This window comes from Allorhizobium sp. Av2, from assembly GCF_021462805.2.
Lineage (GTDB): Bacteria > Pseudomonadota > Alphaproteobacteria > Rhizobiales > Rhizobiaceae > Allorhizobium > Allorhizobium vitis_G.
The window spans coordinates 966,323-979,958 of the sequence record NZ_CP192696.1 but is presented as its reverse complement, the minus strand read 5'-3'; the positions used below and the strand labels follow the sequence as shown (position 1 = coordinate 979,958).

General features: G+C 59.3%; 14 protein-coding genes. 6 read left to right on the top strand and 8 right to left on the bottom strand.

The genetic code is table 11. The features are described from left to right. Positions 1-236: 236 nt before the first annotated feature. The gene (gene purM / locus FS819_RS04675; RefSeq protein ID WP_156550867.1) at positions 237-1,310 is read left to right on the top strand and encodes a phosphoribosylformylglycinamidine cyclo-ligase; all 1,074 of its coding nucleotides are present in this window, start codon (positions 237-239) and stop codon (positions 1,308-1,310) included. After that, entirely contained in the window at positions 1,307-1,996 is a 690-nt protein-coding gene (purN, locus tag FS819_RS04670; RefSeq protein ID WP_156550790.1) for a phosphoribosylglycinamide formyltransferase, read from the top strand. Before purM ends, purN begins: the two co-directional genes overlap by 4 nt. Here purN and FS819_RS04665 read toward each other — a convergent pair. From FS819_RS04665 to FS819_RS04635, 7 genes are all read right to left on the bottom strand, one after another. Then, positions 1,986-2,765, bottom strand: a complete 780-nt coding sequence (locus FS819_RS04665; protein ID WP_156550791.1) for a sulfite exporter TauE/SafE family protein — start codon at positions 2,763-2,765, stop codon at positions 1,986-1,988. The genes purN and FS819_RS04665 overlap by 11 nt on opposite strands. Further along, positions 2,762-3,196, bottom strand: coding sequence for a DUF6691 family protein (locus FS819_RS04660; protein ID WP_156550792.1), 435 nt, complete (start codon positions 3,194-3,196; stop codon positions 2,762-2,764). The genes FS819_RS04665 and FS819_RS04660 overlap by 4 nt, the downstream gene beginning before the upstream one ends. Beyond that, positions 3,193-3,600, bottom strand: a complete 408-nt coding sequence (locus FS819_RS04655; protein WP_234624916.1) for a YeeE/YedE family protein — start codon at positions 3,598-3,600, stop codon at positions 3,193-3,195. Before FS819_RS04655 ends, FS819_RS04660 begins: the two co-directional genes overlap by 4 nt. Beyond that, positions 3,600-3,944, bottom strand: a complete 345-nt coding sequence (gene bigR, locus FS819_RS04650; protein WP_015915547.1) for a sulfite-sensing transcriptional repressor BigR — start codon at positions 3,942-3,944, stop codon at positions 3,600-3,602. The genes FS819_RS04655 and bigR overlap by 1 nt, the downstream gene beginning before the upstream one ends. Beyond that, a complete protein-coding gene (gene blh / locus FS819_RS04645; RefSeq protein WP_156550794.1) occupies positions 3,938-5,224 on the bottom strand; it encodes a bifunctional sulfur transferase/dioxygenase Blh in 1,287 nt (428 codons plus the stop codon). The genes bigR and blh overlap by 7 nt, the downstream gene beginning before the upstream one ends. A 147-nt stretch (positions 5,225-5,371) precedes the next feature. Beyond that, entirely contained in the window at positions 5,372-5,956 is a 585-nt protein-coding gene (locus FS819_RS04640) for an NUDIX domain-containing protein (RefSeq protein WP_070149515.1), read from the bottom strand. Beyond that, the gene (locus FS819_RS04635) at positions 5,953-8,109 is read right to left on the bottom strand and encodes a molybdopterin-containing oxidoreductase family protein (protein WP_197434212.1); all 2,157 of its coding nucleotides are present in this window, start codon (positions 8,107-8,109) and stop codon (positions 5,953-5,955) included. The genes FS819_RS04640 and FS819_RS04635 overlap by 4 nt, the downstream gene beginning before the upstream one ends. A 33-nt stretch (positions 8,110-8,142) precedes the next feature. Here FS819_RS04635 and FS819_RS04630 point away from each other — a divergent pair, with 33 nt between their 5' ends. Both FS819_RS04630 and FS819_RS04625 read left to right on the top strand, forming a co-directional pair. Next, positions 8,143-8,994 (top strand): 23S rRNA (adenine(2030)-N(6))-methyltransferase RlmJ, encoded by an 852-nt coding sequence (locus tag FS819_RS04630; protein WP_156550795.1) that lies wholly within the window; start codon positions 8,143-8,145, stop codon positions 8,992-8,994. A 32-nt stretch (positions 8,995-9,026) separates the two neighbouring features. Beyond that, positions 9,027-9,623 carry a glutathione S-transferase family protein gene (locus FS819_RS04625; protein WP_156550796.1) on the top strand — a complete coding sequence of 199 codons (597 nt, stop codon included), beginning with the start codon at positions 9,027-9,029 and terminating at the stop codon, positions 9,621-9,623. An 88-nt stretch (positions 9,624-9,711) separates the two neighbouring features. Here the strand turns inward: FS819_RS04625 and FS819_RS04620 are convergent, their stop codons facing one another. Beyond that, positions 9,712-10,350, bottom strand: a complete 639-nt coding sequence (locus FS819_RS04620; RefSeq protein ID WP_071204672.1) for an outer membrane protein — start codon at positions 10,348-10,350, stop codon at positions 9,712-9,714. Positions 10,351-10,762: 412 nt separating this feature from the next. Between FS819_RS04620 and FS819_RS04615 the strand changes: the two genes are divergently transcribed. Together FS819_RS04615 and uvrC are read left to right on the top strand one after the other, a co-directional pair. Then, positions 10,763-11,542, top strand: a complete 780-nt coding sequence (locus FS819_RS04615) for an SDR family oxidoreductase (protein WP_156550797.1) — start codon at positions 10,763-10,765, stop codon at positions 11,540-11,542. After that, a complete protein-coding gene (gene uvrC / locus FS819_RS04610; RefSeq protein WP_156550798.1) occupies positions 11,539-13,599 on the top strand; it encodes an excinuclease ABC subunit UvrC in 2,061 nt (686 codons plus the stop codon). Before FS819_RS04615 ends, uvrC begins: the two co-directional genes overlap by 4 nt. Positions 13,600-13,636: the final 37 nt, after the last annotated feature.

Below are 13,636 nucleotides of genomic sequence, written 5' to 3'. Positions count from 1 at the left end.
AACTGGATATGCAGGCCGCAACAGGCCGTCCTATCATCATGCCGATGAACATGAGATAGGATGGTGTTTCGTCAAGGGTCAAGGTGGCGCGACCGCAATTCACATATACGGCCACCACAGTCCTTGGAAAACGATGAAAAAGCGGCAGTTTCCAGCCCTTGCGCTTGCATCCCGGCCCCACCCATGCCATGGCGGGCGAAATGAGCCTAACCCTGCCAACCAGCGGAGACGAACGGATGAGCCAGTCGGGGAAAAACGGTCTGACCTATAGCGATGCAGGCGTCGATATCGATGCGGGCAATCTTCTGGTCGAAAAGATCAAGCCTGCGGTTCGCTCCACCCGCCGCCCCGGCGCCGATGGTGAGATCGGCGGCTTCGGCGGATTGTTCGACCTGAAGGCGGCAGGCTTTACCGATCCGATCCTGGTTGCGGCCAATGACGGCGTCGGCACCAAGCTGAAGATCGCCATCGATGCGGGCCTGCATGACACTGTTGGTATCGACCTCGTTGCCATGTGCGTCAACGATCTCGTGGTCCAGGGTGCCGAACCTCTGCTGTTTCTCGATTATTACGCCACCGGCAAGCTTGACCCCGACCAGGGTGCTGCCATCGTCGGCGGCATTGCGGCGGGCTGCCGCGAGGCAGGCTGTGCGCTGATTGGCGGCGAGACCGCTGAAATGCCCGGCATGTATTCCGGCGGCGATTACGATCTGGCCGGTTTTGCTGTGGGCGCTGCCGAGCGCGGCCAGCTTCTGCCTGCGGGTGATATTGCCGAGGGTGATGTGATTTTGGGTCTTGCCTCGTCCGGCGTCCATTCCAACGGTTTTTCGCTGGTGCGCAAGATCGTTGAGCTTTCCGGCCTTGGCTGGGACGCACCGGCACCGTTTGCAGAAGGTGCTACGCTTGGCGCTGCCCTGCTGACCCCGACCCGGATTTATGTGAAGCCGCTGTTGAAGGCGATCCGCGAGACCAAGGCCCTAAAAGCACTGGCCCATATTACCGGCGGTGGTTTTCCCGAGAATATTCCGCGTGTCCTGCCAAAACATCTGGCCGCCGAAATCGACCTTACTTCGATCACCGTTCCCGCCGTATTTTCCTGGCTGTCTAAAACCGGTGGCGTGGCGCAGAATGAAATGCTGCGCACTTTCAATTGCGGCGTCGGCATGATTGTCGTGGTCGCTGCCGAAAACGCCGATGCGGTTGTTGCTGCTCTCAAAGCCGAAGGCGAGACCGTCGCCCGTCTCGGCCGGATGATTTCCCGTGAGGAAGGCGCGCCCGGTACCGTCTACAAGGGAACGCTCGGCCTATGAGTTCGGCACCTTCATCGGCGGTCGAAAGGCCATCTCACGCCAAAAAGCGTGTCGCCGTGCTGGTTTCCGGCAGCGGCTCCAATATGGTGGCGCTGGCCAAGGCCTGCGAAACGGAGGATTATCCGGCGGAAATCGTTGCCGTATTCTCCGACAAGCCGGAGGCTGGCGGTCTGGCCAAGGCCAGCGATCTCGGCATTTTCGCTGCCGCTTTTCCCCGTAAGGACTATGCCAGCAAGGCGGACCACGAAGCCGCTATTCTGGCCGCACTGGATCAGGTACAGCCCGATCTGATCTGTCTTGCCGGTTATATGCGGTTGCTGTCGGGCGATTTCATTCGCCGCTACCAGGGCCGTATTCTTAATATTCACCCATCACTTCTGCCGTTGTTTCCCGGCCTGCACACCCACCAGCGGGCACTGGATGCTGGCATGAAGATCGCCGGCTGCACCGTGCATTTCGTCACCGAAGGCATGGATGAAGGTCCAATTGTTGCCCAGGCCGCTGTGCCCGTGCTACCGACCGATACCGCTGATGCGCTGGCCACTCGCACCCTGACGATAGAGCATCGCATCTATCCGGTCGCCTTGCAGCTGGTGGCAGGCGGTACCGTCACCATGCTGGAAGACGGTCGCATTGAGCGCTCCGGCTTTGTCGCGGATGCTGAGGCGCGGCTGCTCAGCGCGTAATGATCGCGCTAGAGCTCTTGTAGATCACATAGAAGGCAACCAGGAAAATCATCACCGCGAAAATGCGGTTGAGGGTGTTTTTATGCGCGCCGAGCCGTGTTGCCGAGAGGGTGCCGACAATACCGCCCAGCAGCCCACCCAGAATGAATTCCGCCGCCAAGGCCCAATCCACCAAACCTGACAGTGCGTAGTTCACAGCCGTTGCCAACCCGAAGGCCGTGACCGCCATAAGCGACGTGCCAACAGCATTGATCATCGGCATGCCCGTGGCAAGCATCAGGCCGGGCACAATCAGGAAGCCACCACCAATCCCGAAAAAGCCGGAGGCGGCACCCGATACCAGCGCCACAAGCGCCGTCATCAGACACATGCGCAGATCCACCGGCCTTGGAGCGGCAGCCACCGCCTTTCTGGGCCGCAGCATCCACGCCCCGACAACCAGCATGACAATACCGAACAACAGCAGAAGCCTCGTGCCATCCATCGCCTTGCCAAGCGAGGATCCGGCCAACGCGCCAAGCACACCCAGCGCTGCAAACACCGCGCCGCAGCGCCAGCGGACATTGCCTTTCAGGGCGTGACTGGCAAAATTGATAAGGGCATTGGCCGACACCGCCAGCGCGCCGGTACCGATCGCCACATGCGGTTGCGATACGCCCACCACATAGAGCAGCAGCGGGGTCGCCAGGATAGACCCGCCTCCCCCCAGCAGGCCAAGGGTGAAGCCGACCACGCTGCCTGAGCCGATGGCTGCAAAAAGCGTGTTCATTGGCGACCTCCCGTCATCAGGCGATCATGCACGACCATGCCGATCACCATGGCAACAACGAAGATCAGGCTTTCTCCATAGCCGAGCGGCAAAGCCGCCAGCGCCGGACCGGGACAGAACCCTCCAAGGCCCCAACCGATACCGAAAATCGCCGAGCCTGCCACCAGCGGCAAATCGATGCGGGTCGCGGTCGGCATGGCGAAACGATCCGCCAGCACGGGACGGGCCATACGGCGCACCAGCACCATACCGGCGAAAGCCGTGACAACCGCACCGCCCAGCACGAAGATCAGGCTCGGGTCCCAGACGCCGAAAATATCAAGAAAGCCCTGGACACGGGCGGGGTCCAGCATGCCGGACAAGGACAGGCCGAAACCGAAGAGAAGACCGGATAGGAGCGCGGCAGCAGCCTGCAAGGGAATGGTTTTCATAGGCTGCCCCTCATGATTGTCACGGTGACAATGCCGGTGAAGAGAAAGGTGACGACCGCAACGAAGGAGCGCGGCGACAGTCTCGCCAGACCCAGAACGCCATGGCCGCTGGTGCAGCCTGAGCCCATGCGCGAACCGAAACCGACCAGCAGGCCAGCAACAACCGCCAGCGGCAGGCTGGCCGTCATCGTCACCTGCGGCCATGCCCCAAACAGGGCAAGGAACAGGATAGGACCAAGCATCAACCCTACGACAAATGCGCTATTGATAGCGATGCTCCCCCCCTGCGCCAGGCGCCCGACAATACCGCTGATCCCGGCAATCCGGCCCGTCATCACCAGAAACAGGATGGCCGAGGCACCGATCATCACGCCGCCCGCAAGCGAAAGAAGATAGGTCGATATCATGCTTCGTCCTCCGCGCAGAAAATCGTGAACAGGGCAGCAATCAACCGCTGGGTCTTCGCCTCCGTCAGGCGATAGAAAATCTGCTTGCCCTCGCGCCGGGTCTCAACGATCCCGGCCTCGCGGAGCACGGTAAGCTGCTGCGACAGGGTCGGCTGGTGAATATCCAGCTTTTCCTCCAGCTCACCCACCGACCATTCGCCCTCGACCAGCGTGCAGACCAGCATGAGGCGCACCGGATGGGCGAGCGTTTTCAAATGCCCGGCCACTTCATCGGCCCGCTCTTCCATCGCCTTCGGCGTCATGCCGGCGCGACGCTTGATCTCAGCAAACGGATCTACCATGCGGCCCCCTCCAGAACATTAAGCGGAATTTTCAGGTAGCGGCGGCCATTGTCTTCCGGTTCCGGCAACCGCCCGCCACGCACATTGATCTGCAAGGCATGGAGAATCAGTTTCGGCATCGGCAGGGTGCGGTCGCGAGCCTGACGCAGGGCGATGAACCCGGCCTCATCCGTATTGGCCAGATGCGGATTGGCGGCCTTCTGCGCTGCGACGGTGCTTTCCCAACGCGGATTGCGCCCGCCCGGCTGATAGTCATGGCCGGTGAAAATCCTGGTGTCGTCAGGCAGGGCCAGAATATCCTGCATGGATTGCCACAGCATATGGGCATCCCCACCGGGAAAATCGGCCCTCGCCGTGCCACTGTCAGGCATGAACATCGTGTCATGCACAAAGGCCGCATCGCCGATGACATAAGTGACAGATGCCAGCGTATGGCCCGGCGAAAACATCACCTTCGCATCGATAGATCCGAGCTTGAAGCTCTCACGATGGCTGAATAGCCGGTCCCATTGCGATCCATCGGCTTTTAGCGCTGGCCAATTGTAGATGCCTTTCCACAGGGCCTGCACATCAATGACATGCGCACCAATCGCCGTTGGCGCGCCGGTCTTGCCCTTCAGATAGTCGGCAGCAGAAAAATGATCGGCATGGGGATGGGTGTCGAGAATCCAGGCGACCGTCAGCCCCTCGTCCTCGATATGGCGAAGGATGCGATCGGCATTCTCGGTCGAGGTCTGGCCGGATTTCTCATCATAATCCAGAACCGGATCGATGATGGCGCAGACTTTCGTTGCAGGGTCGGACACCACATATTGCACACTCCAGGTGCGCGGGTCGAAGAAGCCCTTGACCTGCGGCCGACGCTCGGCCCGGCGATTGAGCCAGGCGACGGCGGCGCTCAGATCCATGCCATGAGCAGAACCGAAATATGGGACCTCGTCCACACTCATGCGGCCATCGAGGACTTCGCCTAGAACATGCAGGGTCAGCGCCCGCAAGCCGCTGCGGCAATGGGCAAAGACCTTACGCTTGCCTTGAGACGCAGCCCGGAAAGCCTCCACATCAGCCTCGGTAATATCGGCCATGGTGACCGGAATGAAATGATAGTCCAGCCCGGCCTTTTGCGCGGCCTCACGCTCGGCTTTTGTGCCGGGGGCCCCTTCTTCAGCATCTGGGCGTAGATTGACGAGCGTGGTAAACCCATCGGTCGCCAGTGCGGCAATCTCGTCCATGGAGGGTTGGCTGGAAATGGTAAACGTATCGGAGATGTGGTTCGGCATGGTGGTTCGCCTCCTATCAATATACAATATCATATAATGTATATTGATAGAAGGCGCAAGAGCCAGAATGACGCAGGCATGCGTCCTCCCGGCCTCTCAAAACGATGAGTGAATTGCCTTGGTCGGAACGTCCCCCGACCGCTCCGCTCAGGCCAAGTTGAGCGCCGCCCATTGCAGCAGCATGATCGTTTTGCCATCGACAATGTCGCCGCGCTCGATCATCGAGATTGCATCCTTAAGCGGCACTTCGACCAGTTCCAGATCTTCGTGCTCGGCTTCCAGCCCGCCGCCGAGCGACAGTTTTTGCGCCTCATCGATGGGTGAGTAGAAGAAGTGGATCTTTTCTGTCACCGCTCCCGGCGACATATAGGCGGTGAACAGGAAACGCGGCGCGGCAATGTGATAGCCGGTCTCCTCCTCAACCTCGCGGGTCACGGCCTTTTCAGCATCCTCGCCATCGGTCATGCCCGCCGGCACTTCCAGCAGAAAGGGCTTGTCACCCATCATATAGGCGGGAATGCGAAACTGCCGTACCAGAAGCAAGGTCTTCTTCGCAGGGTCATGCAGCAGGATTGCCACCGCATGGCCGCGATCGAAGACTTCCCAGCTAAGGCGCTGGGTGGTGCCATCCGGTTTCGCATAATCGAACACCATCTTGCGCAGATGGCTCCAGCCCTTCCACAGGGTCTTGTCCTCGACAATGGTAATGCCGGTCGCGTCGAACTTGCTCATGATACTCGCACCCAAACCTTGTTATCGTGAAACGCAGCCCCACCATGCGGGGCGGGCGCGTCGGCACCGGTCAACACGTTGATGCCCTCGCCGTCCAGATGCGCCTTGTTGGGCCAAAGACCTTCCGCCACCAGCACGCCGGGCTTGACCGCATCGGTGACGTTGACGTGGATACGCAAGCTTCCCCGCCGGTTGCCGATCCGCACCACATCACCATGGCCGATACCCAGTGCCGCCGCGTCAGCCGGATTGACCATCACCTCTGGCCTGCCCTCCTTGTCGCGCGAGGTCTTGGTCTCGGCGAATGTCGAGTTGAGGAAATTGCGGGCGGGTGACGTGGCGAGCCGGAACGGATGCTCGCTATCGGCTGTCTCGATCACATCCATCTGATCGGGGAAAACCGGAAGCGCGGCCACCGGCCCCAGCGAACCCAGTGCCCGAGGCGGTTTGTTGGGCGCGGGCGTGCCTTCCCAATCCGGCCTAAAGCGGAACCTGCCATCGGGGTGGGCAAAACCTTTGAGATAATGAGCGTCTTCGAATGGCGGCTGACAATCCAGCCATTTGTCCTGTTCGAAACTGGCAAAATCCGGCTTGCCGCTAGCGGCGAGGATATGGTCGATATGCTCGCGTTCGCTGAGGCCAAAACCCGGAAGATCCGCTAGACCGAGCCGTTTGGCCAGTTCCTCAATAACAAAGAGATTGGTGCGCACCGTGTCCGGCGGCTCGACCAGTTTTGGCCCAAGCAGGATATGGCTCTGGCCACCGCCGCGATAGAGATCGTCATGCTCAACGAACATCGTGGCTGGTAGAACCAGATCGGCAAGCTCCGCTGTCTCGGTCATGAAATGCTCGTGTACCGCCGCGAACAGATCGTTGCGCAGAAAGCCCTGCTTTACCAGCCGCTGTTCCGGCGCAACATTGACCGGGTTGGTGTTCTGGATCAGCATCGCCGTCACCGGGCCACGATGGCGCAGCGCCTCCGCATCGCCGGTCAGCACCCGGCCAACCTGCGACTGGTCCAACATGCGGATATCAGGATCGACAAACGCCGTCCCCATCAACTCGGCCTTGTTGAGCTTGAAAATATCGCTGTTGGAATGAAACGCGCCACCGCCTTCATATTGCCAGCTGCCCAGCACGGTCGAAAGCGACAGAGCCGCATGCATGGAGACCGCACCGTTGCGGCTGCGGGTAAAACCATAGCCGAGGCGGAAGAATGTCTTTTTGGTCTCGCCGACCAATCTGGCGAAGGCTTCGATCTCTTCAACCGAAAGACCGGTAATGCTGGCGGCCCATTCCGGCGTCTTGTCCTTCAGATGCGCTTCCAGCCCAGCGGGATCGTCGGCAAAGTCAGCCATATACTCCCGGTCGGCATAACCGTCACGAAAGGCAATATGCATTGCGGCACAGGCCAGCGCCGCATCGGTGCCGGGGCGCAGAATGAGGCCCATATCGGCCTGTTTCATGGTCGGATTATCGTAGATATCGATAACGACGATTTTCGCGCCGCGATTTTTGCGCGCCGCCACCGCATGGGTCATGACATTGACCTGGGTCGCCACCGCATTGGTGCCCCAGATCACCACGCAATCGGCAACCGCCATTTCGCGCGGGTCGGGGCCACGCAGCGTGCCGGTGCCCATCACATAGCCGGTCCAGGCCAGATTGGTGCAGATCGAACCGAAAAAGCCGGAATATTTCTTGGCATGGCGCAACCGCTCTATCGAATCGCGCTGCACCTGCCCCATCGTCCCGGCATAGAAATAAGGCCAAACAGCTTCGCTGCCATGCAGTTGCTCGGCTTTGATAAAGGCATTGGCGATTTCATCCAGCGCCGCCTCCCAGGAAATCTCCTGCCATCTGCCCGCCCCTTTGGCGCCTTTCCGGCGCTGCGGCACCAGCAAGCGGTCGGGGTGATAGAGCCGCTCGGTATAGCGCGCCACCTTGGCGCAGATCACGCCAGCGGTATAGCTATTGTCGCGCGCGCCGCGCATCCGCCCGATCCTGCCGTCCGGGGTCAGATCGACCTCAAGCGCGCAGGTGGATGGACAGTCATGCGGACAGGCCGTATGACCAACGGAAGTTTTCAAGGCGGGGCTGATGATGTTCATGGCAAAGTTATAGGCCAAGCCTGCAAGGCTCAAAAGCCCCATTCCAAAATTTCACCGGACCCATCGGAAAAGCGCATGAATTACCGCCACATCTACCACGCAGGCAATTTCGCGGACGTGCTGAAGCATGCCGTGCTGGCGCGGCTGGTCATTTATCTCCAGCAAAAGGACAAGGCATTCCGTGTGCTGGATACCCATGCGGGCATCGGTCTTTACGATCTATCCTCAGACGAATCGCAAAAAACCGGTGAATGGCTGGGCGGGATCGGCAAATTGCTCGACGCCGAGCTGACACCCGCAGCAGCGCAAGTGCTGCAACCCTATCTCGACGTGGTGCGGGCGCTGAACCCGGACGGCGGTCTGACCCGCTATCCAGGCTCGCCAAAGCTGGCACGCGACCTGTTTCGCCCGCAGGACCGATTGTCGGCCATGGAACTGCATCCGGACGATTGCCGCACACTTTCCCGGCTGTTCGAAGGCGATTACCAGGCGCGGATCACCGAACTGGATGGCTGGCTGGCGCTGGGCGCTCATCTGCCACCCAAGGAAAAACGCGGCATCGTGCTGGTTGATCCGCCCTTCGAGTTGGACGGAGAATATGAGCGGCTGGTCGATGGATTGGCGCGGGCCTATCGCCGGTTTTCCGCCGGGGTCTATTGCCTCTGGTATCCCATCAAGAAGGGTGCGCCGATTGCCGCGTTTCACGAGGCCTTGAAAGAAACGGGCATCCCCAAAATGCTCTGCACTGAGCTTTCGGTGAAAAGCGACCGGGATTTGACCGGCCTGTCTGGTTCAGGCCTGATCGTCGTCAATCCGCCCTTCACCCTCAAGGATGAATTGCATGCGCTGCTGCCCGAATTGAAGCGGGTGCTGGCGCAGGACCGCTATGCCTCGCAGCGCTGCTTCTGGCTGCGCGGCGAAGAGTAAACTCCACCTGACACGCGAACAGGACCAAACCGATGAAGCTGCTTTATGCTCCCGCCTCGCCCTATTCCTCCAAGGTCCGGATGGCCGCCCGTGCCACCGGCATTACCCTTGAGGAAATCAAGGTCGATACCAATGCCAACCCGCCTGAATTGATCGACAACAATCCGCTGGGCAAGATCCCGACCCTGATCACCGACGAGGGCCAGGCGATTTACGACAGCCGCGCCATCATGCTCTATCTGAATCGGATTTCGGACGGTGGCCTCTATCCGAAAAAGGACGAAAAGCGCACCGAGGCCGAGGTGCTGGAAGCGCTGTGCGATGGCATCACCGATTGCCTTCTGGCGATTGTCTATGAAAAGCGCCTGCATCCGCCGGAAAAGATCCACCAGCCCTATATCGACCGGCAATGGGAAAAGGTCACACGCGGCCTTGACTATCTCGAAGCCCATATGCCGAAGATGGGCAAGAAGCTGAACGGCGGCCATTTTTCCATGGCGGGCCTGCTCGGCTACCTGATGCTGCGCTTTCCGGGCGAATGGGAAAATGGTCATGTGGCGCTGACCGAATGGCCGGTGCTGTTTGCCAAGAAATTCGATGGGTATCAGTTGCTGCGACCGCAGGCCTGAAAGTTTTTCCAAGCTTGAAAAGTCTTCCCAGAATCAAGAAGCCCGGCGCTAAGGCCGGGCTTCTTTCGAGATCACGATAATCGGCTGATCAGAACTTCATGCCGATACCAACCTTGACGCTCTGGTCGTCAAAGCCGCGCGATACCTTGGAACCGCCGATGTTGTAGTCCTTGTTCTGGTAATCGGTGTAGCGGTATTCCACACGAGTGGTGATGTTGTTGGTCACCATGGCTTCGACACCTGCACCGACCGTGTAGCCGAGAGCTGCCTTGCTGTCAGAACCGCCAGCACCGGAAATCTTGGTGTCAGCCGCAGCCACACCGGCTGTGCCGTAAACCATGAATGGGTTGAGGTCGTAGCCGACGCGGCCACGAATAGAGCCGTTTACGCCCTGCTTGCCGGTCAGGCCAGCGCCGGAGCGGCTACCATTGCCGTCATAACCGATGTCAGCTTCACCACCGTAAACGATCTTGTCGTTCTGCATGTTGTAGCCGCCATAGACCTGGCCGCCGAAGGCACGGGCGCTGAACTTGCTGCCGTGCGAACGACCCATTGTATAGGTGCCTGCACCGCCGACATAAGCACCGGCCCAGTTGCTGACCGGAGCCGGCATATCGACGGCTGCGGGTGCTTCCGGCACCGACATGACGGCATCGGCAGCGTGAGCGCCGGTGACGAGGGAAAGACCAGCAGACGATGCCAGCAAAATCATAACGAGAGTACGCATACCAAATTCTCCTATTTATAAAACGAACCGATGGCGATCATGTCGTCTCTTGCGGTTCGAATACTTGCACGGATGTCCCTGCCCGCTTCAGTGTTGAAAATGGCCCTCAATTGCGGAATTGGAAGAGCCGAATTGTGAAATATTTTAGGCAAACACTAGGCAAAATTTAGACGTTGCTTTCGTGCAACAGGTGATTTGTTAACCCTAATAAATCGTCAACAGGATATTACTTTGCACTCACGGCATTTTACTTTCGCAAATGCAGCGTGATACAGAGATTCAAGATGAAGAAAACGAAGATCGCTGACCTTCAATAAGTCGCGCCATGACATATATCTGGAGCGACAATAATGGTGCGCCTTGAGCGTCCGGCCTATCCATACAAAGCCGATTATAACAAAAGGTGAAGAGCATGTCCGCCCCTCGTCCAAAAGCTGCCTCAAGAACAGCACTTGTCACCGCTTCCGCCAAACGGATTGGCCAGGCCATCGCGCAGGATCTGGCAGACAATGGTTTTGCCGTTGCCATCCATACCCATGCGTCTCTTGACGAAGCTGAAACTCTGGCGCAGCAGATAAGTTCCAAGGGCGGCAAGGCGGTGGCCTTGAAAGCGGATCTTCGTGACATTGGCGAGACACAAGCGCTGATTTCAAAGGCGACGCAGGCGCTTGGTCCTCTTGGTCTGCTGGTCAACAATGCCTCGGTGTTTCTGGACGACAAGGCAGACCAGTTCGATGCGGAGCATTTCGCTGCCCATTTCGATATTCATGTCCGTGCGCCTGCCATTCTGTCCGCTGAATTTCATCGGCAGGTGCCAGAGAATGGCTCGGGCCTGATCGTCAACATCATCGATCAGCGGGTGCTGGCCCTCAAACCAACGTTCTTTTCCTATACATTGTCGAAATCCACCCTGTGGACGGCGACGAGAACCATGGCGCAGGCCTTTGCCCCACAGATCCGGGTCAATGCCATCGGCCCCGGCCCGACGCTGAAAAGCGAGCGGCAGGAGCAGAAGGATTTTCAGGCGCAGATCGACAGCCTGCCGCTGAAGCAGGGCGCGGGCCTTGAAGAATTCGGCCGCACCATCCGCTTTCTTTTTGACACGCCATCGATCACCGGCCAAATGTTTGCCCTCGATGGCGGGCAACATTTGATTTGGCCCGGCGCAAACGGTACGGAGATTGCGGAATGACCCCAGGGAAGCAGCCGGAAGGCGGCATTCTCTATGATGGCACAGAAGACGACGAGGATGACGTTGCGACAGATGGCGCAATCGACCCCGCGGTCGCTGCCGTGTTGCCGCCGATCGACTGGAACGAGGGTGCCCTGCATGGCAGCGGCCTGACCGGCGCCGACCTGATTGCGGAATTCGTCAAGAAACTACCCAACAATCCCGGCGTCTACCGGATGATGAATGGCGACGGCGATGTGCTCTATGTCGGCAAGGCCCGCAGCCTGAAGAAGCGCGTCAGCAATTACGCGCAAGGCCGCCTGCATTCCAACCGCCTGACCCGCATGGTGCGCGAAACCGCCCATATGGAATTCGTCACGACCCGCACCGAGGTCGAGGCGCTGTTGCTCGAAGCCAACCTGATCAAGCGCTTGCGGCCGCGCTATAACGTCCTGTTGCGCGACGACAAGAGCTTTCCCTATATCCTGATTACCGGCGATGGCCGCGCACCCGCCATTTACAAACATCGCGGCGCGCGTGCCCGCAAGGGTGACTATTTCGGCCCCTTCGCCTCGGCGGGCGCTGTCGGACGCACCATCAATTCGCTGCAACGGGCGTTTCTTTTACGCACCTGCACCGACAGCGTGTTCGAGAGCCGCACCCGGCCCTGTCTTCTTTATCAAATCAAGCGCTGTTCCGGCCCCTGCACCCATGAAATCAGCGATGCCGATTACGGCGTGCTGGTGAAGGAAGCCAAGGATTTCCTGTCCGGCAAGAGCCAGAACGTCAAGGAAGCCATGGCGCGGACGATGAACGAGGCGGCGGAAGAGCTGGATTTCGAACGCGCCGCCGTGTTCCGCGACCGTCTGGCAGGCCTCTCCCATGTGCAGAGCCACCAGGGCATCAACCCGGCGGGCGTCGAGGAAGCCGATATTTTCGCCATCCATCACGAGGGCGGGCTGACCTGTATCCAGGTGTTCTTTTTCAGGACGGGACAGAACTGGGGCAACCGCGCCTATTTCCCGAAGGCCGACCCGCAAATGACTGGCGCGGAAGTGTTGAGCGCCTTTCTGGCACAGTTTTACGACGACAAGCCCTGTCCCCGGCAAGTGCTGCTGTCGGAGGGGATTGACGAACAGGATCTGTTGAGCTTGGCGCTCTCCGAAAAGGCGGGATACAAGGTGACGATCCTGGTGCCGCAACGCGGCGAGAAGAAGGATCTGGTCGAGCATGTGCATGGCAATGCCCGCGAGGCCCATGGCCGCAAGCTGGCGGAGACGGCCTCGCAGGAACGCTTGTTGAAAGGCTTTGCCGAAACGTTCGCGCTCAGTTACGTGCCACGCCGGATCGAGATCTACGACAATTCCCACATCATGGGGACCAATGCAGTGGGCGGCATGGTGGTCGCCGGGCCGGAAGGCTTCGTGCGCAACCAGTATCGCAAGTTCAACATCAAATCGACCGACATCACCCCTGGCGACGATTTCGGCATGATGCGCGAAGTGATGACGCGGCGCTTTTCGCGGCTGTTGAAAGAAGAAGGCAAGCCGGACCGCAAAACTGTTACCGAGGAAGGCGCGGATGCGGTTTTCCCGGCCTGGCCCGATGTGATTCTGATCGATGGTGGCCAGGGTCAGATGACCGCCGTCAGGGCGATCCTGAAGGAACTGGATATTACCGATTGCGTCACCGCCATCGGTGTCGCCAAGGGCGTTGACCGCGATGCGGGCCGTGAGCGTTTCTTTGCTGAGGGCAAGCCGGACTTCACCTTGCCGCCACGCGATCCGGTGCTGTATTTCATCCAGCGGCTACGCGACGAGGCACATCGCTTTGCCATCGGCTCGCACCGGGCGCGGCGCAAGAAGGAAATGGTCAAAAACCCATTGGATGAAATCGGCGGCATCGGACCGACCCGCAAGCGGGCGCTGTTACAGCATTTCGGCACGGCCAAGGCGGTCTCGCGAGCGGCAATGAACGATCTGATGGCGGTGGATGGCATTTCGGAAGCCGTTGCACGACAAGTTTACAATCATTTTCATGAAAATGCTGGTCATTCTCACGAAAACAGCCGGGAATAGTGAAGCTGCTTAATTCCTTAAATCGGACTCGATTTAA